This is a genomic window from Hydrogenophaga aquatica, from assembly GCF_054780915.1.
Window position 1 is genome coordinate 277,895 of the sequence record NZ_BAAGVK010000002.1, and the last position, 17,358, is coordinate 295,252.

Below are 17,358 nucleotides of genomic sequence, written 5' to 3' on the forward strand. Positions count from 1 at the left end.
GGGCTTTGCCCCGCTGACAGTTGTCTCCTCTGCCCTCTATGGGTGGTTCATGCCCGGACCCCGCGTCCGGGCTTTTTTTTACCTGCAGCACCCGCCCCCACGGCCGTCTGCCGGCCCGGGGTGTTCACGGTTTTATGATGTGGCCTTGTCATTGGCGGCCATTGCCGCCATCCGGTTGCACCATGCCCTCCAAAAAGAACCCTCCCGCCGCCCCTGCCATCCCGCTGACTCCCGCTGATTACCTGAAGAAGATTCTGACCGCCCGCGTGTACGACGTGGCAGTGGAGTCGGCACTGGAACCGGCCAAGAACCTGAGCCGCCGCCTGCACAACAAGGTGCTGCTCAAGCGCGAGGACCAGCAACCCGTCTTCAGCTTCAAGCTGCGCGGCGCCTACAACAAGCTGGCCCACCTGTCGCCCGAGCAGTTGCAGCGTGGTGTCATCTGCGCCTCGGCGGGCAACCACGCGCAGGGCGTGGCACTGGGTGCGCACAAGCTGGGCACGCGCGCGGTCATCGTCATGCCCACCACCACGCCGCAGGTCAAGATCGAGGCAGTCAAGGCACTGGGCGGCGAAGTCGTGCTGCACGGCGACAGCTATTCCGACGCCTACCAGCACTCGGTCAAGCTGGAAAAGGAACAGGGGCTGACGTTCGTGCACCCCTTTGACGACCCCTACGTCATCGCCGGGCAAGGCACCATTGCCATGGAAATGCTGCGCCAGCTGCAAAGCCTGGGCAGCCAACGGCTTGACGCGGTGTTCGTGGCCATCGGCGGTGGTGGTCTCATCAGCGGTGTGGCCAACTACATCAAGGCCGTGCGGCCCGAGATCAAGGTCATTGGCGTGCAGATGAACGACTCCGACGCAATGATGCAGTCGGTGGCGCAGGGCGAACGCGTCACCCTGCCCGACGTCGGCCTGTTCAGCGACGGCACCGCTGTGAAGCTGGTGGGCGAGGAGACCTTCCGCGTGGCGAGCGGCCTGGTGGACGAATTCATCACCGTGGACACGGACGCTGTCTGCGCCGCCATCAAGGACATCTTCGTGGACACGCGCAGCATCGTGGAGCCTGCGGGCGCGCTGGCCGTGGCGGCCATCAAGAAGTACGTGGCGGCGAACAAGACCAAGGGCGAGACCTACGCCGCCATCCTGTGCGGCGCGAACATGAACTTCGACCGCCTGCGCTTCGTGGCCGAGCGTGCCGAGGTGGGCGAGGAGCGCGAGGCGCTGTTCGCGGTGACCATCCCCGAGGAGCGCGGCAGCTTCAAGCGCTTCCTGGAAGCCATTGGCGGCCTGCCCGGTGGCCCGCGCAACGTCACCGAGTTCAGCTACCGCATCAGCGACGCCAAGGTGGCCCACGTGTTCATGGGCCTGACCACCCACGGCAAGGGCGAAAGCGCCAAGATTGCCACGAACTTCGAGAAGCACGGCTTTGCCACGCTGGACCTGACGCACGACGACCTGGCACAGGAGCACATCCGCCACATGGTGGGCGGACATTCCCCGCTGGCGCAGGAAGAACGCCTGCTGCGCTTCGTCTTCCCGGAGCGCCCGGGCGCACTGTTCAAGTTCCTGAGCCTGATGCGGCCGAACTGGAACATCAGCCTGTTCCACTACCGCAACCAGGGAGCTGACTACGGCCGCATTCTGGTGGGCCTGCAGGTGCCCGACAAGGACGGCAAGGCCTTCCAGAAGTTTCTGGACACCCTGGGCTACCCCTACGTGGAAGAAACCCAGAACCCGGTGTTCCGGCTGTTCCTCAAGGCCTGACCCGCCACAGGCAGCGCAACGTGCAAGGCATCAGGCACTTCCTGCTGGCGCTGCAGTTCTTCACGCGCATTCCAGTGACTGGTGCGCTGGCACGCTGGGTGGGCTTCAGCCCCGCGATGCTGCGCGCCAGTGCGGCCCACTTCCCCGGCGTGGGCTTGGTGGTGGGCACGGTGGCCGCCGTGGTCTACCTGTTGCTGTGCCTGCAACTGCCGGGCACCAGTGCCACGCCCTGGGCGGCGGCGGTACTCAGCACCTTCGCCACCATCTGGGTCACGGGCGGCTTCCATGAAGACGGCCTGGCCGACCTGACCGATGGTCTGGGCGGTAGCTACAACCGCGAGCGTGCGCTGGAGATCATGAAGGACTCGCGCATAGGCGCCTTTGGTGCCATGGCGCTGGTGCTGGTGCTGCTGACCAAGGTGGTGCTGCTGGCCTTGCTGGGTCAGGTGTCGCTCAGCGTTGCCGCTCTGGGCCTGGCCCTGGCCCATGTGACGTCGCGCACCTGGCCCCTGCTGACCATACGGCTGTTGCCCCATGTGGGCGACACGGCGCAGAGCAAGTCCAAACCGCTCGCCGACCAGATAGGCAACGCGGCGCTTGCCGCTGGCACCTTGTGGTGCGCGCTGGCGGTGACTTTGGCGCTGTGGCTGACCGATGCCTTGCCTGCGCACTGGAGCGGTGGCCTGCCCACGGCCCAAGCGCAAGCCGAGGTGCTGCTGTGGGGCGTGGCGGGCTCGGCCCTGGGCTGGCTGGCGGTGCACAGCCGCCTGGCCCGGCGCCTGCAAGGCTTCACCGGCGACGGCCTGGGCGCCTGCCAGCAGATCAGCGAAATCACCGCCTATCTGGCCATGGCGCTGGCCTTGGGCTGGCGCTGAACGACGATGGCGGCTTCACTGGAACTCTGGCTGGTGCGCCACGCCCGCCCGCTGGTGGCACCCGGCACCTGTTACGGCCGCAGTGACGTACCCGCCGACCCGGCCCACACCGCCGAGGCTGCGCTGGCCCTGGCCACGGCCCTGTCGGCCATGCCCACACCACGGCTGGTGGTGCGCACGTCTCCCCTGCAGCGAGCACAGGCCCTGGCCACGACGCTTGCCCGGCACTGGCCCGGCACCGTGGCCATACAAACCGACCGGCGCCTGGCCGAAATGGACTTCGGCGCCTGGGAAGGCCGGCCATGGAACTCCCTGACCGAAGAAGACTTCATCCCCTGGAACCAGAACTTTGCCCACCACCGCGTGGGCGGCGGCGAAAGTGTCGCGCAGCTCATGGCGCGGGTGGCCGCTGCCTGGGAAGACTGCCGCCGCATCTGCCAGGAGCAGGGGCTGAACCGGGTGGTTTGGGTCACGCACGCTGGTGTGGCACGGGCGATGACGCTGCTGCACGGTGGCACGGCGTGTCCGCTGCATAGCAGCGACTGGCCGCGCGAAGCCCCCGAACCGGGTGCCTGGACGGTACAGCGTTGGTGAGCCTGCCCCTTTCCACTAAGATGGCGCTTCCATGTCTAACGCACCCAACCTGGACGGTCAGCTCGTCGTCGCCATTTCCTCGCGCGCGCTTTTCGACTTCGAGGAAGAAAACCTGATCTTCGAGCAGGGTGACGACCGTGCCTACATGCAGCTGCAATTGCAGCGGCTGGAAGAACCGGCCAGCCCTGGTGTGGCGTTCTCGCTGGTCCAGAAGCTGCTGAGCTTCAACGATGCAGAACACCAGCGGGTGGAGGTGGTGATCCTGTCACGCAACGACCCGGTTTCGGGCATGCGCGTGTTCCGCTCGGCCAAGCACTACGAATTGCCCATACAACGTGGCGTGTTCACCCGCGGCATGCCGCCCTGGCGTTACCTGCGGCCATTGCGCGCCAACCTGTTCCTGTCCACACACCTGAGTGACGTGCAGGCGGCCCTGGAAGCGGGCGTGCCCGCCGCGCGGGTGTACCCGCTGTCGGTTCGCGCATCCGACGCGCACCCCCATGAAGTCCGCATTGCCTTCGACGGCGACGCGGTCTTGTTCTCGGACGAGGCCGAACGTGTCTACCAGCGTGACGGGCTCAGCATGTTTCAGGAACACGAAGCCAGCAAGGCGAGCCAACCCCTGCCCGGTGGACCGTTCAAGCCCCTGCTGGAAGCGTTGCACCGGCTGCAGAGCGAAGGAACGGCACGCATGCGTATCCGTACCGCCCTGGTCACGGCGCGCAGCGCACCGGCGCACGAACGCGCCATTCGAACGCTCATGGAATGGAACATCGACGTGCACGAGGCGATGTTCCTGGGTGGACTGCCCAAGGGCGAGTTCCTGCGCGAGTTCGAGCCCGATTTCTTCTTCGACGACCAGACGCGGCACATCGAGTCCGCGTCGCGCCACGTCCCGGCCGGGCACGTGGCCAGCGGTATCTCGAATACCGTTCCTACGGCGTCATAAAACGTTGCGCCACTGCGAAAACGTGCGCAGCAGCGCGCGGTTCACATGGTCCAGCCCGAACCCGGCCTCGGCGCAGACGTTGGCCAGATGTTCCAGCTGTTCCGGACTTTCCATGCGCTGGGCGATGTCGAGGTACACGTGGTAAGGGCCGGATTGGCGCAACAGCGCGTCGCTGACGGCGGACGAAACAGGCACCCTGCCCAGGGCCACCCCCAAAGGCTCATGCGTCAGTTGACCCAACCCGGAAAACAGGCCGGTCACGTAGATCTCGGTGGCCAGGTTGTTCTGCACACCCGCATTCATCAGCTGTGCCATCAGCTTACCTCGCAGCACCAACGACTGGCGCACAGGCAGCAGATCCACGTCCGTCGCAGAACCCGGCATCAATTCGAGCAACCAATCGCGCAAGCGCGTCTGCCCCAGCAGGAACAAGGCCTGACGCACCGTTTCCACCTGGCGCGTTGACCCGAACAGGGGAGAGTTCACCAGCCTCAGCACACGGTGCGTCAGCACCGCGTCCTGGTGGATCAGGTGCTCCACCGCATCCATCGACGATTCGTGCATCAGCGCCTGTTGCACACGCACCAGGGTACGCCTGTCCACAGGCACACCGTACCGCTGATGAGACTTGAGCACGTCTTCGGTGGGCCAGCCACACACCCCCCAGCCTTTGGCGTCGTCCAGGGCATGGGCAGCGAGCGGCCGTGTGCCCAGGTGATGGTAGAGCTGATCGGGCAGCAAGGGGGTCGCCTGCCCGCCTGGCCGGCCTTTCTGCTCAGAAGCGATCATGGCCTGCGCCACCTGATCCGGCCACAGGTCAAGCAGGTACCGGAAGTTTTTGGCGCCGTTGCCGCCGCCCAGAACGCGCGCACGGGCCAGGGGCGAGCGCTGCACCAGCCGGTGCCCGACACGGCGTGCCAGCGCCACCGCCTGTACCACCTCCGGCGGGGTGTATTCGCCAAAGTCCGGCAGCTCCAGCCAGATCGAGTCGTGCGGGTTGAACGCCAGGGCCTGCAGCAGCTGCGCCTGATCGGTGAACGAGACGAGCAGGAATGGCGCGTCGCGCGACCACTCGTTTTCCAGGGCCTCAAGCAGGTGCGCCGCATCCACCGAGTCCGGGTGCAAGGCACGCACGCGCAGACGAACGCCGATCAGCTGGCGTTTCGGCCCCCAGATGGGTTGGTAGGTGAATGTGACGTGCTCAAGAATGTTGAATGCCATACATCAGGCAATGTACTGGAAGAGCGATAGCTTTTGCACCTGCCCGTACGATTGCAGGGCCGCCTGAAGGCCCAGCTGTTGCATCTGGAACTGCGAGATCGCCTTGACCATGTCGAGGTCCGTCAGATTGGAGAGCTGCTTCTCATGGTTCAGTGAGCGGTCCTGCAACTGCGAGTCCAGGCTGTCGGCGCGGCGCAGCCACTCGCCCAGGCGGCCGCGAACCAGCAGCAGCCGGTCCAGACCGGTTGCGATCTCTTGGTGCGCCTGGTTGAGTGCCTGCGTGACCTTGGTCAGGCCATCTGTCGCTCCGCTGTTCTCCAGTGCGTCGATGGTGCGGGTCAGTGTGGCAAACAGGCTGTCTGGTTCACTGGGGTGGATGGCCAGGCGGGCGCCCGGCGTGGCTGAGCCTGTCAGCGTCACCTGAATGCCTTCGAACTGCACCGACTTGCTCGTCAGGCCGATCGGCGTACCCGGCACGTACTCACCCAGATCGATGTTCGGCGTCAGCACGTTGGAGGTTCCTGTGCCCTTGTCGTACTGGGTGACCTGGATTTCCAGACGCGATGGCGCGCCGGGCACCTCGACGAATTCAAGCTCGTAACGCCCCTGAGGGTCGACGGCGCCATCGTAGGGGAACACCTGCCCGTTGACTGCCGTCTGGTCGAACACCCCGCCGCCAGCGATGTGCACCGAGCCGCTGACATGCTCTGCGGCAAAGACTCCATTGCCGGTGAGGTTGCGCATCAGCGCATAGTCGCCGTCCACGCGGTTGGGCAAACCGGTCTCCGACGACGTGGCTTGCCCGGGAATGGCCTGGTAAACCACCGTGGACTGTGTGGCGGAGAACACGTCGGCAAACGCCTTGCCGGAGGTGTTGATCACCCCCAGCCCTCCGAAAAGGGAGGACCCTTCGCTGTCCTGCGTGTTGGCCAGGTTCAGCAGCTGTTCCCGCAAGCCCCGCAGCTCGGAGGAAATGCTGAGACGGTCGCTGTTGGACAAACCCGTGTTGCCCGCCTGGACGATCAATTCCTTGACCCGGTGCAGCATGTCGGCCGCTTGACCGACGGTGCCTTCGGCCTGTTCGAGCGATGCGCGCGAGCGCTCCAGTGCACGCATGTCGGCCTCCACGCGCATGAGCCGGTTGGCCTCGCGTTCCGCCATGGTGGCGGCAACCGGGTCGTCCGTTGCCCGGAGCACCCGTTTGCCAGCCGAGAGCTTTTCCTGCATCTGCGAGACCTCGGCGGTGCGCTGCGTGATGCGGGAAATGGTGGAGTCGTAGGTATGGGCAGTGCTGACTCTGAAGTAACTCATGTCGGCTCCTTGGTTCAACGGAAGGTCTGCAGCAGCGTATCGAAGATCGACTGCGCCGTCTGCAGGTATTTGGCTGCCGCCTGGTAAGCCTGCTGGAACTGCAGCAGCCTGGCAGCTTCCTCGTCAAGGTTGACACCAGCCTGGTTCGCGCGGGCGGCTTCGGCCACCTCTGCCACCCCAGTGGAGAACGTTGACGCCGATTTCGCGGTCTGGATGCTGGACGAGACCGCTGCAAACACGGGGATGTAACCGTCCGACAAGGTGTAGCCGTCCAGCGCATTGGCGTCCCTCAATGCAAGCATGGCCTGCCCGTTGCCCGCGTTCTGGCGCATGTCCACACCCGCGCTCACGGCGTCGCGCACGGTGAACGTGTCGCCCACCGACGGCGTTCCACGCAGCGTCAGCTTGAATCCGTCCACTTCGATCGGCTGCCCCGAAACGAAGGGCGTCACCGTCACACCACCGTCGGTCGTGTAGCCGCCGGCCACGAACTCGATCGTCGTGGCTGTCCACCCACCAGGGGGCGTTGTGCCAGCCGGCCGGTACAGGGACTCGATCTGCAGGTTGCCGGAGTTGCCCGTGGCCGTCTCAACGTACACAGGGCTGGCAACCGCCAGCTGTGAGGGAGAACTCAACACCACCCGCACCTGCGAAGCCACGGTGGCAAAAGGCCTCAGCAACAGCGACTGACCGGCCGCAAAAGACCCCGTGGACGTATCCTGCCGGTAGCGCAGGCCATCGAAATCGATGTAGTCGCCGTCCACGTCGGATGTCAGCGTCAGCGGCGTGCTGGGGGCCGTCGAAGTCCAGAGGTAGTCGCCAGTCGTGCCATCGATGCCTGAGAAATACAGGCCGTCGCTGTTGCGACGGATCTGCACCTCGTTGGTGCTGGCATAGGTGACCGTGTAGTCGCTCGCCTTGAACTTCGTGGCCGCTGCCGGGTCGCCGGGAATCACACCGATCGAGGTGGTCGTGGTGTTGCTGACGTCCTTGACGATGGCGTTCGCAAAGCTGATGTCCTGGAACAGGTTTCCGCCGGGCTGACCGTTCAGGTCCAGACCAGCCTTGTGCTGCATGTTGGTCAGTTCCACCATCGACAGCGCCAGACGTCCCAGCTGGTTGCGAACATCCCCAATGTCGTGGTTGTAGAAGCGCAGCAAGCCCGAGAGTTCGCCACCACCCAGCAGGTCGTTGTTGATGATGGCGTCCTTGTTGCCAAGCGCCAGCGACAGGTTGCCCGCCGTGTCGGTCGGCGGCGGGTTCACCAGCGTGTTCGAAAAACTGCCGAGCACGATGGGATAGCTCCCGGCCACGAACACCGTCATGGACTGATCGCTGGCCACCAGCGTGCTCGTCTGCACGTACTTGTTCATTTCGGCCACCAGCTTGTCGCGCTGGTCAAGCAGGTCATTGGGGCTGCGTCCCGACCCGGAAGCCTCGACGATCTTCTGGTTCAGCGTGGCAATGTCCTTGGCCAGGCGGTTGACTGTGTTGATCCCCGCCTCGATCTGCGTGCGGGTCGTCACGGTCATCTCGTCGAGCTGGGACGCCGTCTGGCGCAGCCTGGTGGCGATTTCCTCCGCACGGGTCAACACCACCCCGCGAGCCGTCTGGTTGGTGGGCGAAGCCACCACGTCTCCCCAGGAGTTGAGGAATCCGTTGAGCTGCGTGCCCATGCCTGCCGACCCCATCGGGAACAGCTGCTCCAGCTGCTGCAGGCGGCTGTAGCGGATGTTGTCTGCCGCTGCGGCCGACTTCGCGAGATTGGCCTCGCGGGTCAGGAAGGCGTTGTAGCTGCGCTCCACGCTGGCAATCTCGACGCCCTTGCCGAAGTAGCCGTTGCCAAACAGCTGCCCAGGCACCTGCTGCAGCTGCACGGTCTGCCGGGAATAGCCTTCCGTGTTGGCGTTGGAAATGTTGTGACCAATGACCTGCAATGCAGTCATGTTGGTCGTCAAGGCGCGGCTTGCGATGTTGAGGCTGCTCACGTTGGAATCCTTTCAGCCTCAGGCCTGTGCTCGCTGCAGGCTGAGCGTGGTGTTGATGGCACGGCTGAGCTTGGCCGCGTACTGCGGATCGGTGGCGTAACCTGCTTTCTGCAGACCGGCCGCAAAGCCCTGCACGGAGTTCAGGCTCTGCATCACCTGTGCATAGCGGGGGCTGCTGCTGATCAGGCGGGCGTAGTCGCGGAAGGAGTCGGCGTAGGAGTCGTAGGCGCGGAAGCGTGCGGTCACCTTGCGGGGCTCACCATCGACGTACTCGGTGGTGGTGATCTCCGCGACCTTGCCCTTCCAGCCCGCTCCGGCCTTGATGCCGAACAGGTTGAACGCATTGCTGCCGTCGGCATGGCGGATCTCGCTGCGCCCCCAGCCGGTTTCGTGCCCGGCCTGCCCGATCATGAAGCTCGCCGGGATGCCCGACTCGCGCGACACCTGCAGCGCAGCATCGCGATGCTGGGCCACGAAGGACTCCTGGCTCGCGGACGGACGGGAGACCGCTGCCCGGGCCACTGGCGCGGGGGATGCGCCCTGCGCACCGGGCGCTGCCGCGCCGCCAGCCTGCGGAGTGATCTGTTGCGACAGCTGCCTTTCGATCATCTCGCTCAGCCCGCCGGGAATGCCCGTCATCATCTGCGCCCATTGCTGGTCGAGCAGCTGCGTGCCCAGCTCGGACTCCTCACCATCCATGAGCCCGCTCTTCATGGTCGCGTCACGCATGCTCTTGAGCAATTCCTGCATGAACAGCGCCTCGAACTGGCGAGCCGTTTCCTTCAGTGCAGCACGGCCGTCCTTGCCAGCCAGGGTGTTGAGCTTGTCGAGCGACTTGGAATCGGCTGCCAGCCCGCGCTGGTTGGCAAGACTGAGAGTGGACGGTGTCATATCACCTCCAGCTCCGCCTTCAAGGCCCCGGCCGCCTTGAGCGCCTGCAGGATGGCGACCAGATCCTGAGGCGTGGCACCCAGTGCGTTGAGCGCCTTGACGACGTCACCCAGCTGGGCCGACGCCTCCATCTGCACGAGCGCGCCGCCTTCCTGGTTGATCTGGATGTTGGCCTTTTCCGTCACCACCGTCTGGGAACCAGGGGGGGCCAGCGGCCCCGGCTGGCTGATCACGGGGGTGGAACTGACGCTGACCGACAGGTTGCCATGCGCAACGGCACAGGCACCCAGCGCGACCTGCTGATTCATCACGACGGACCCTGTGCGGGAGTTCACGACCACGCGCGCCTGCGGTGTGGGCAGGTCCAGCGACAGCTCCTCGATGTCCGCCAGAAACGCCACCCGGTCACCGGAGTTCGGCGGGGCGAACACACGGACCACGCGGCCGTCCATGGCCTGCGCCGTGCCCTGTCCCTTGGCACGGTTGATCGACTCGGCCACCCGCCGCGCGGTCTGGAAATCGAACGCATTGAGCGTCAGGTCGAGCGTTTCACCCGAAAGCAAAGGTGTGGGAACCGTGCGTTCCACCTGCGCCCCGGCAGGAATGCGGCCCGCACTCAGGTGGTTGATCTGCACGGAGCTGCCCCCTGCGGACGCCCCTGCGCCACCGACCAGCAGGTTGCCCTGCGCCAGGGCGTAGATCTGGCCATCCACGCCGCGCAAGGGCGTGGTGATGAGGGTGCCGCCGCGCAGCGATTTGGCGTTGCCGACGGACGACACCGTCACGTCGATCATCTGGCCAGGCCGTGCAAAAGCGGGGAGCTGGGCCGTCACCAGCACGGCCGCGATGTTCTTGGGTTGTGCCGCCACCCCTTCCGGCAGCGTGATGCCCATCTGCTGCAGGTAGTTCGCCAGGCTCTGGCGCGTGTAAGGCATCTGCTGCGACTGGTCACCCGTACCGTCAAGGCCCACCACCAGCCCGTAGCCCGTCAGCTGGTTGCTGCGGACGCCTTGCACCCCGGCCACGTCCTTGATGCGCGTGGCCTGCGCGGGCGTCGTACCCAGCAGCGCCAGCGCCGACAGGACGGAAATCGAGAAACGGGAAAGGAAAAAAGCAAATCGGTTCATAAGGCTGTACCTCGTGAACCGATTGTCGAAAAACTTTAGAACGGTAGAAGCGTTAAAAAGAACCGTGAAAGCCAGCCAAATGTCTGGGCATCGTTCTGCGCCCCGCGCCCGCGCGACAGCACACGCACGTTGGCCACCTGGGTGGAAAGCACCGTGTTGCCTGGCTGGATGGTGCGCGGGTCCACCGTGCCCGAGAACTGCAGCACATCCACGTTCTGGTTGACGCCGATCTGCTTCTCACCGATCACCACCAGGTGACCGTTGGGCAGCACCTCCGTGACCGTGGCTGTGATGTTGCCTGCAAAGTTGTTGGTGGCCCGGGTCGCCCCGTCCCCGCTGAAGGTGTTGGACGAACCCGCGCCCGCCTGCAAGCGGCCAAGAGTCGTGCTGCTCAGGTAAGGAAACGCCGACACCCCGGCGCTGAGTTCCGATTCCCGGCTGACTTCCGACGACGACTGCTGCGACGCTGTCAGGCGCTCCGCTATGCGCACGGTCAGCGTGTCACCCACCAGCCGGGCGCGGTGGTCTTCGAAGCCGGGCCTGAAGGTGGACGCCGCGTAGAGGCTGCCGGTGGCAGGCATGGCCTGCATCTGCTGTGCCATGGCCTGCTGGGGGTACTCCAGGCGCTCCGGTGCCTTGGCCAGATCGACATCAGGGATCTGCGACAGGCTGGCACAGCCAGACAACCAGAGAGACGCCACGGCCACCACCAGGGTGCCCAGGCGGCCGGGTTCAAGACGGTGTTTCATGTGTTTGCTCCAGAGGACGCGCGGCATCACAGCTGCGACAGGCGCTGCAACATCTGGTCCGACGTCTGGATCGCCTTGGAATTCATTTCGTAGGCGCGCTGCGTCTGGATCATGTTGACCAGCTCCTGCACCACGTTGACGTTCGATCCCTCCAGGAAGCCCTGCATCACTACCCCAAGCCCTTCCGAGCCGGGCGTGCCCGTGGTGGGGTTGCCCGAAGCCAGCGTCTCGGTGAACAGGTTCTGGCCCCTCGGCTCCAGGCCGGCGGGATTGACGAACGTGGCCAGATCAATGGTGCCTGCCTGCTGGGGCGTTGTGCTGCCCGGCACGTTGACCGTCACCACGCCATCCGCGCCGATGGTCACGTTGCGCGCTTCCACCGGGATCGTCACGCCGCCCAGCACGCGGTAGCCGCTGGAGGTGACCAGCTGCCCCTGCGAGTTGACCTGAAAGCTGCCATCGCGGGTATAGGCGGTCGTGCCGTCCGGCATCTCGATCTGGAAGAACCCCCCGCCGTTGATGGCGACGTCCAGGCTGTTGGTGGTCTGCTGCAGGTTGCCCTGGGTGTAGGTGCGCGCGGTGGCCACGGTCCGCACGCCCAGGCCGATCTGCAAACCGGTCGGCAGCTCGGACTGCTCCGATGTGTTGCCGCCCGCCTGACGCAGGTTCTGGTAGATCAGGTCCTCGAAGATGGCCGTGCCGCGCTTGAAGCCCGACGTGGAAACGTTCGCCAGGTTGTGCGAGATGACGTCCAGCTGCGTCTGCTGGGCCTGCATGCCCGTCTTCGAAATGTTCAGGGAATTCATCATGGTATTGCTCCTGGTGGGAACGCAGCCGGGCCTTTGCCTCAGCCGTTCAGGCTCAGCAACTGAGCCGCTGTCTGGTCATTCTTCTCGGCGTTCTGCAGCATGCGCATCTGCACTTCAAACTGCCGTGCCACGGTGATCATCCCCACCATCGCCTCGATCGGGTTCACGTTCGACCCCTCCAGCATGCCTTCGGCCAGCCTGGCGTCAGGGTCCTGGGGCAGAGGGTTGCCATCGGCACTGCGAAACAGGCCATCGTCGCCCCGCTTGATCCTGACGTCGGCATTCGGTGTCACCATCTTGAGGCGGCCGATCTCGGTAACCGGTTGTCCCTGCACCTTCGCAGAGACCGTCCCGTCCGAGGCAATCGACACTTCGGCGCCAGCGGGCACGTTGACAGGAGCCCCGCCGCCGTCCAGCATGGGCAGCCCGCCATGGCCGACCAGCACGCCATTGGGCGACACCTGCAGGGCACCGGCACGCGTGTACGCCTCGGTGCCGTCCAACCCCTGGATGGCGAAGTAAGCCTGGCCAACCGCGGCAATGTCCAGGTTGCGGCCGGTCGCGCTCATGGTGCCCGGCGTGTCCAGATGCCCGGCCGTGGCCTCCAGCGCGTGCACCCGGGTGCTGGCGCCTTCGCCACGCAGGGGCACGGAGCGAAACGTGGCCATTTCCGCGCGGAAACCATTGGTGTTGACGTTCGCCAGGTTGTGCGAAAGCACCTGCTGGCGGTGCATCGCCGCATTTGCGCCGGTCGAGGCGGTGTAGATGATCCGGTCCATGGCCTGAGTCGCTCAGTGTTTGAACAATCGATCAGCGCAGGTTGACCAGCGTCTGCTGGACCTGGTCCTGCGTCTTGATCGTCTGCGCGTTGGCCTGGTAGGCCCTCTGCGCCACGATCATGTTCACCAGTTCCTGGGTCATGTCGACGTTGGATTCCTCCAGCGCGCTCTGCCTGATCAGGCCCAGGCGGCCTTCCTGAGGCCCCGCCAGGAGGGCCTGGCCGGAAGCATAGGTTTCCGCCCAGTAACCGCCGTTGATCGGCTGCAGCCCCTGCAGGTTGCGGAAGTTGCCCAGCGCAACCTGCCCTTCGGCCTTGGACACGCCGTTGGAATAGCGCGCCAGGATGACGCCGTTTTCACCGATGTCGATCGAGGTCATCTCACCCGAGGGGTAGCCGTCCTGGACCAGGTCGTACACGGCAAACTTGGTCCCGAACTGCGTGATGGTGTAGCCGCCGTCCGGTTTCTCGATGTTCACGGGGAAAGTCAGCGGGTCGTCGGCGGGAATGCCCGATGCGAACGCCCCGCCAGGGATGCTGATGTCGTTCGTCAGGTTGTTGGCCGTCACCTTGCCATCGACGCCGAACGTCACCGTGCCGACGGAACTGGCCGTCTGGCCGCCGTCAATGCTCCAGAGCGCCTGCCATTCAGAGGAAGTCGAAACAGAGCCATCGTCAATGCGGACGAAGTAGAGCTGCACGGGAATGGCGTTGCCTCGCGAATCGTAGGCATTGAAAGCCGTGCCGTACTGCTTCTGTTCCGGCGGCAGTGGCTGCGTCAGGTCCACCGTGTAGGACGTTGCACGCGCATCCAGGTTCGCGGTCACGGACACGCCCCGCTTGTTGGGGTCCTCGCCTGCACCGGTCGCACGGGGGTCGATTGCCGCGCCGGTGGGCAGCAGCAGGTCTCGCGTCACCACGCTGGTGCGGTTGCCCAGTTCATCGGTCGAGAAGCCCTGCAGCCGCGCGCCGTTGTTGGTGATGATGTAGCCCTCCTTGTCGAGCTTGAACTCGCCATTGCGGGTGTACACCAGGGAGCCGTCGGTCATCTTGACCTGGAAGAAGCCCGTGCCGTTGACCGCCAGGTCCAGCTGGTTGCCCGTCACCTTGATGTTGCCCTGGGTGAAGAGCTGGCTCACCGACGCCACCTGCACACCAATGCCGTTGTTGGAGCCACCAGTGGCCCCCAGCGCACTGGCGTACATCTCGGAAAACTCCGCGCGCGACGCCTTCATCCCGGAGGTGTTGGCGTTGGCGATGTTGTGCCCAATCACATCCAGGTTCTTGCTGGAAGCGCTCAAACCTGACAAACCTGTCTGGAAACTCATGATTCACTCCTTAATAGCCGATTCAAACGCTCACAGGAAAGCCAGCACATCGCCGTAGCTGACGGAGCTTCCGTTTTCAGTGCGCAGCCGCAACGTGCCGTCAACCATGCCGACGGCATCCACCCTCTGCCTGGACAGCGGCGTCACCGCCACCGACTGACCGCCCGACGTCGCCGTGACCTGCATCTTCGCGATGCGAGAAGGGTCGATGTCGCCGAATGGCCACTCAAAGTTGTGCATGCCCGCCGACCTGGCGCCCAGGTTCACGGTACCCAGGATCGCGCCCGCGCTGTCAACAACATCCACCTGCAGGCTGTCCACACTGCTGCTCAGGCTGAAACTGCCCTTGGCCACGTTGCCATCGATGGACAGCTGGTTGCCCTGGGTGATGACCTGGCGGCCGACCAGAGTGGCCCCCTGAATGCTTTGCACCGCCGTGAACTGCTCAGCCAAGCTCTTGAGCGTCTGGTTCACCTGCTGCAGCCCTGTCACCGTGTTGATCTGAGCCATCTGCGTGGTCATCTGGGCGTTGTCCAGGGGATTGAGCGGGTCCTGGTTGCTCAGCTGCGCGACGAACAGCTTCAAAAAGCGGTCCTGCGCCACCTTAGGATCTGTCGAATCGGCCTGGCTGCCACCCTTGAGGTTGTAGGCGTCGATCTCACTGCTGCTCAGCGGCGTCATAAACATGTGAAGCTCCTGTTGGTCACTGGCCCATCTGCAGCGTCTTGAGCAGCAGGGATTTGGCGGTGTTCATCACCTCCACGTTGTTCTGGTAAGAGCGCGATGCCGAGATCATGTTGACCATCTCTTCCACCGGATTGACGTTGGAGTGCGTGACATAGCCCTCGGCATCCGCGTTCGGATGCTGCGGGTTGAACACGCGCCGGTTGGGCACTTCGCTCTCCACGATGTTCTGCACCTTCACGCCCGCAGAAGCGGCGTTGTTGGCCATCGGGACTGTCTGGAACACCACCTGGCGCGCGCGGTAGGCCTGGCCATCCGGCCCGGCCACGGCGTCGGCGTTGGCCAGGTTGCTGGCCACCGTGTTGAGCCGCTGTGCCTGGGCGCTGATAGCGCTGCCCGACACCCCGAAGATCGTGAACATGGACATGGTGTGCCTCCTGTTTCGTCTCACTGACCCTGGATCGCGTTGAGCATCGTTTTCACGTGCCCATTGATGAAGCGCAGGGTGGATTCGTAATGAATGGCGTTGTCGGTGAAGTTGGCACGCTGCTGGTCCATGTCCACGCTGTTGCCATCCAGTGACGGCTGCGTCTGCACTGTGTAGGCCATGCGCACACGGTCAACCGAGCCTTCGGAGCCCAGCGCCGTGCGCAGGTGACGTTTGTCGCTGCCGGCCAGCATGTTGGCGCCACCGGCTTTCATGCCTGCCTGCCCGGAACCTGCTGCGTCCTGCAGCGCGGCCTGGAAATTGAAATCCCTGGCCACGTAACCCGGCGTGTCGGCGTTGGCGATGTTGCTCGCAATCACCTGCTGGCGGTGCGCGCGCAACTGCAGCGACTGGGAGAAGAACTCCATTCGACTGGTCAATTGCTGGAACATGCTCACCTCACTGGACTGGACCGGAAACTCACCGGCGTGCTGGAATTGTCAAAAACTTGAGCCCTGGCAATCCTTGGATAAGACGGGCAAAGCCGACGCATTTCCCCGTCTGACCGGCCGTGGTGAACGCTAAAGTTCTGCTCCAGGATGACGACGGCCATGCAAACACCCACCCCGCATCAAGGCGAACACCCCCGTGCCCTGCCAAGGCAGCGCGGTGTGTGGGCGAAAGTCTGCATGCTGCTGGCGGCGGCTGTGCCTGGCGTGGCACTGGCCTCGGGCCCCGCACTCACGCCCTGGGAACGGCAGGCCCAGACCTGGATAGACCAGCAGCTCTCAGGCACGCAGCAAGCCGGTGGCGAATCCGCTGGCGCCGTGCTGCGGCCAGAGGTGAAGGTCGGAGAACTCGACAAGCGCCTGAAGCTCACCCCCTGCCCCACGGTCGAACCCTACCTGCCCCAAGGCACCCGTTTGTGGGGAAGGTCGCGCATCGGCCTGCGTTGCCTGGACGGCCCGACCCGCTGGAACGTGTTCCTGCCCGTCACCGTCAAGGCCTGGGGCCCTGCCTGGGTGATCAAGCAACCCGTGGCGCCAGGCGCCACGTTGAGCGAAACCGACGCCGAATTGACAGAAATAGACTGGGCGGAAAGCATTGCCCCCGTGCTCGCGCTTCCCCAGGACTGGGTGGGCACGCAGACCACACGCGCCCTCATGCCAGGGCAGGTGCTGCGCAAGGGCATGGTGCGCACGCCCCAAGTGTTCGAAGCAGGCACCCAGGTCCGCGTCACGGTCCGTGGCCCGGGGTTCCAGCTGGCAGCCAACGGCGAAGCGCTGGCGCACGGCTATGTCGGACAGACCGTGCGGGTACGCATGCCCAGCCGGCGGATACTGACGGGCACCGTGCGCGATGCGGAAACGGTCGAGATCAGCCTCTGACGACCACCTGTGGACTCCAGGCAACGGCCGGGAGCCCACAAAACACCCCTTTTTTTTAAAAAAGGGGTAAAGTCCCGACTTGTCTGGTCGATAAACCTCTCGAACAGCCCCGCACAGCTGCAGGGCATGGAGAGTGCCATGAAAGTCAACAACCTGTCAGAAAAGCCAGTTGGCGCCACCCCCGTGGGAGCCGCGAAGCCCGCGGACAGGCCCGTCAACTCGCAAAACACCCCTGAAACACAAGGGGTGGGCGCCAGCGTTACCGTGAAACTGTCACCGGTCACGCAGACGATGACTAACGGCGTGGCACGTTCTGGCACAGACGTCTTCAACGCCGAGAAAGTCCAGGCCATGCGCGCCGCCATCGAAAACGGCTCCTTCTCCGTCAACGCGGAAGCCATTGCGGACAAACTGCTTTCCAACGCCCGCGAAATGCTGGGCGTGGCATCGGCCAACTGAACCTTTTCCCT

18 protein-coding genes are annotated in these 17,358 nt (G+C 64.6%); 6 read left to right on the forward strand and 12 right to left on the reverse strand.

Annotated features, from left to right (window positions below):
• Positions 1–182: 182 nt before the first annotated feature.
• Genes ilvA through ACYVHH_RS02455 form a run of 4 tightly spaced genes read left to right on the forward strand, consistent with a single transcriptional unit; the run spans position 183 to position 4,187 of the window.
• Entirely contained in the window at positions 183–1,769 is a 1,587-nt protein-coding gene (gene ilvA, locus ACYVHH_RS02440; RefSeq protein WP_460563428.1) for a threonine ammonia-lyase, biosynthetic, read from the forward strand.
• Positions 1,770–1,789: 20 nt separating this feature from the next.
• Positions 1,790–2,644, forward strand: a complete 855-nt coding sequence (locus tag ACYVHH_RS02445; RefSeq protein ID WP_460563429.1) for an adenosylcobinamide-GDP ribazoletransferase — start codon at positions 1,790–1,792, stop codon at positions 2,642–2,644.
• A 6-nt stretch (positions 2,645–2,650) separates the two neighbouring features.
• Entirely contained in the window at positions 2,651–3,238 is a 588-nt protein-coding gene (locus tag ACYVHH_RS02450) for a histidine phosphatase family protein (RefSeq protein WP_460563430.1), read from the forward strand.
• 31 nt (positions 3,239–3,269) lie between these two features.
• A complete protein-coding gene (locus tag ACYVHH_RS02455; RefSeq protein ID WP_460563431.1) occupies positions 3,270–4,187 on the forward strand; it encodes a 5'-nucleotidase in 918 nt (305 codons plus the stop codon).
• Here ACYVHH_RS02455 and ACYVHH_RS02460 read toward each other — a convergent pair.
• Genes ACYVHH_RS02460 through flgB form a run of 12 tightly spaced genes read right to left on the reverse strand, consistent with a single transcriptional unit; the run spans position 4,182 to position 15,952 of the window.
• The gene (locus ACYVHH_RS02460) at positions 4,182–5,408 is read right to left on the reverse strand and encodes an HDOD domain-containing protein (protein ID WP_460563432.1); all 1,227 of its coding nucleotides are present in this window, start codon (positions 5,406–5,408) and stop codon (positions 4,182–4,184) included. The two genes, ACYVHH_RS02455 and ACYVHH_RS02460, sit on opposite strands and share 6 nt — an antisense overlap.
• A 3-nt stretch (positions 5,409–5,411) precedes the next feature.
• Positions 5,412–6,719 carry a flagellar hook-associated protein FlgL gene (gene flgL, locus ACYVHH_RS02465; RefSeq protein WP_460563433.1) on the reverse strand — a complete coding sequence of 436 codons (1,308 nt, stop codon included), beginning with the start codon at positions 6,717–6,719 and terminating at the stop codon, positions 5,412–5,414.
• A gap of 14 nt (positions 6,720–6,733) precedes the next feature.
• Entirely contained in the window at positions 6,734–8,707 is a 1,974-nt protein-coding gene (flgK, locus tag ACYVHH_RS02470) for a flagellar hook-associated protein FlgK (protein WP_460563435.1), read from the reverse strand.
• A gap of 18 nt (positions 8,708–8,725) precedes the next feature.
• Positions 8,726–9,598 carry a flagellar assembly peptidoglycan hydrolase FlgJ gene (gene flgJ, locus ACYVHH_RS02475; RefSeq protein ID WP_460563437.1) on the reverse strand — a complete coding sequence of 291 codons (873 nt, stop codon included), beginning with the start codon at positions 9,596–9,598 and terminating at the stop codon, positions 8,726–8,728.
• Positions 9,595–10,725, reverse strand: coding sequence for a flagellar basal body P-ring protein FlgI (locus ACYVHH_RS02480; protein WP_460563438.1), 1,131 nt, complete (start codon positions 10,723–10,725; stop codon positions 9,595–9,597). The genes flgJ and ACYVHH_RS02480 overlap by 4 nt, the downstream gene beginning before the upstream one ends.
• Positions 10,726–10,760: 35 nt before the next feature.
• Positions 10,761–11,474: a flagellar basal body L-ring protein FlgH gene (locus ACYVHH_RS02485; RefSeq protein WP_460563439.1), complete on the reverse strand. Its 714-nt coding sequence runs from the start codon at positions 11,472–11,474 to the stop codon at positions 10,761–10,763.
• 26 nt (positions 11,475–11,500) lie between these two features.
• Positions 11,501–12,283 (reverse strand): flagellar basal-body rod protein FlgG, encoded by a 783-nt coding sequence (gene flgG / locus ACYVHH_RS02490; RefSeq protein ID WP_460563440.1) that lies wholly within the window; start codon positions 12,281–12,283, stop codon positions 11,501–11,503.
• Between the two features lie 38 nt (positions 12,284–12,321).
• Entirely contained in the window at positions 12,322–13,062 is a 741-nt protein-coding gene (gene flgF, locus ACYVHH_RS02495) for a flagellar basal-body rod protein FlgF (protein WP_460563441.1), read from the reverse strand.
• Positions 13,063–13,093: 31 nt separating this feature from the next.
• Positions 13,094–14,389, reverse strand: a complete 1,296-nt coding sequence (gene flgE, locus ACYVHH_RS02500) for a flagellar hook protein FlgE (protein ID WP_460563442.1) — start codon at positions 14,387–14,389, stop codon at positions 13,094–13,096.
• Positions 14,390–14,419: 30 nt separating this feature from the next.
• Positions 14,420–15,076: a flagellar hook assembly protein FlgD gene (locus tag ACYVHH_RS02505; protein ID WP_460563443.1), complete on the reverse strand. Its 657-nt coding sequence runs from the start codon at positions 15,074–15,076 to the stop codon at positions 14,420–14,422.
• Positions 15,077–15,092: 16 nt separating this feature from the next.
• Positions 15,093–15,500, reverse strand: coding sequence for a flagellar basal body rod protein FlgC (flgC, locus tag ACYVHH_RS02510; protein ID WP_460563444.1), 408 nt, complete (start codon positions 15,498–15,500; stop codon positions 15,093–15,095).
• A gap of 20 nt (positions 15,501–15,520) precedes the next feature.
• Entirely contained in the window at positions 15,521–15,952 is a 432-nt protein-coding gene (gene flgB, locus ACYVHH_RS02515) for a flagellar basal body rod protein FlgB (protein WP_460563445.1), read from the reverse strand.
• A 159-nt stretch (positions 15,953–16,111) separates the two neighbouring features.
• Between flgB and flgA the strand changes: the two genes are divergently transcribed.
• Both flgA and flgM read left to right on the forward strand, forming a co-directional pair.
• Complete coding sequence (gene flgA, locus ACYVHH_RS02520; RefSeq protein ID WP_460563446.1) at positions 16,112–16,888, forward strand: flagellar basal body P-ring formation chaperone FlgA; 777 nt, start codon at positions 16,112–16,114, stop codon at positions 16,886–16,888.
• 138 nt (positions 16,889–17,026) lie between these two features.
• On the forward strand, positions 17,027–17,347 hold the full coding sequence (gene flgM / locus ACYVHH_RS02525) for a flagellar biosynthesis anti-sigma factor FlgM (protein ID WP_460563447.1): 321 nt from the start codon (positions 17,027–17,029) through the stop codon (positions 17,345–17,347).
• Positions 17,348–17,358: the final 11 nt, after the last annotated feature.

Bases quoted from the DNA above. Each gene is read 5' to 3' on its own strand.
- ilvA (WP_460563428.1), top strand. From the start codon at position 183: ATGCCCTCCAAAAAGAACCCTCCCGCCGCCCCTGCCATCCCGCTGACT.
- ACYVHH_RS02450 (WP_460563430.1), top strand. From the start codon at position 2,651: ATGGCGGCTTCACTGGAACTCTGGCTGGTGCGCCACGCCCGCCCGCTG.
- ACYVHH_RS02455 (WP_460563431.1), top strand. From the start codon at position 3,270: ATGTCTAACGCACCCAACCTGGACGGTCAGCTCGTCGTCGCCATTTCC.
- ACYVHH_RS02460 (WP_460563432.1), bottom strand. From the start codon at position 5,408: ATGGCATTCAACATTCTTGAGCACGTCACATTCACCTACCAACCCATC.
- flgL (WP_460563433.1), bottom strand. From the start codon at position 6,719: ATGAGTTACTTCAGAGTCAGCACTGCCCATACCTACGACTCCACCATT.
- flgJ (WP_460563437.1), bottom strand. From the start codon at position 9,598: ATGACACCGTCCACTCTCAGTCTTGCCAACCAGCGCGGGCTGGCAGCC.
- ACYVHH_RS02480 (WP_460563438.1), bottom strand. From the start codon at position 10,725: ATGAACCGATTTGCTTTTTTCCTTTCCCGTTTCTCGATTTCCGTCCTG.
- ACYVHH_RS02485 (WP_460563439.1), bottom strand. From the start codon at position 11,474: ATGAAACACCGTCTTGAACCCGGCCGCCTGGGCACCCTGGTGGTGGCC.
- flgG (WP_460563440.1), bottom strand. From the start codon at position 12,283: ATGATGAATTCCCTGAACATTTCGAAGACGGGCATGCAGGCCCAGCAG.
- flgF (WP_460563441.1), bottom strand. From the start codon at position 13,062: ATGGACCGGATCATCTACACCGCCTCGACCGGCGCAAATGCGGCGATG.
- flgE (WP_460563442.1), bottom strand. From the start codon at position 14,389: ATGAGTTTCCAGACAGGTTTGTCAGGTTTGAGCGCTTCCAGCAAGAAC.
- ACYVHH_RS02505 (WP_460563443.1), bottom strand. From the start codon at position 15,076: ATGTTTATGACGCCGCTGAGCAGCAGTGAGATCGACGCCTACAACCTC.
- flgC (WP_460563444.1), bottom strand. From the start codon at position 15,500: ATGTCCATGTTCACGATCTTCGGGGTGTCGGGCAGCGCTATCAGCGCC.
- flgB (WP_460563445.1), bottom strand. From the start codon at position 15,952: ATGTTCCAGCAATTGACCAGTCGAATGGAGTTCTTCTCCCAGTCGCTG.
- flgA (WP_460563446.1), top strand. From the start codon at position 16,112: ATGCAAACACCCACCCCGCATCAAGGCGAACACCCCCGTGCCCTGCCA.
- flgM (WP_460563447.1), top strand. From the start codon at position 17,027: ATGAAAGTCAACAACCTGTCAGAAAAGCCAGTTGGCGCCACCCCCGTG.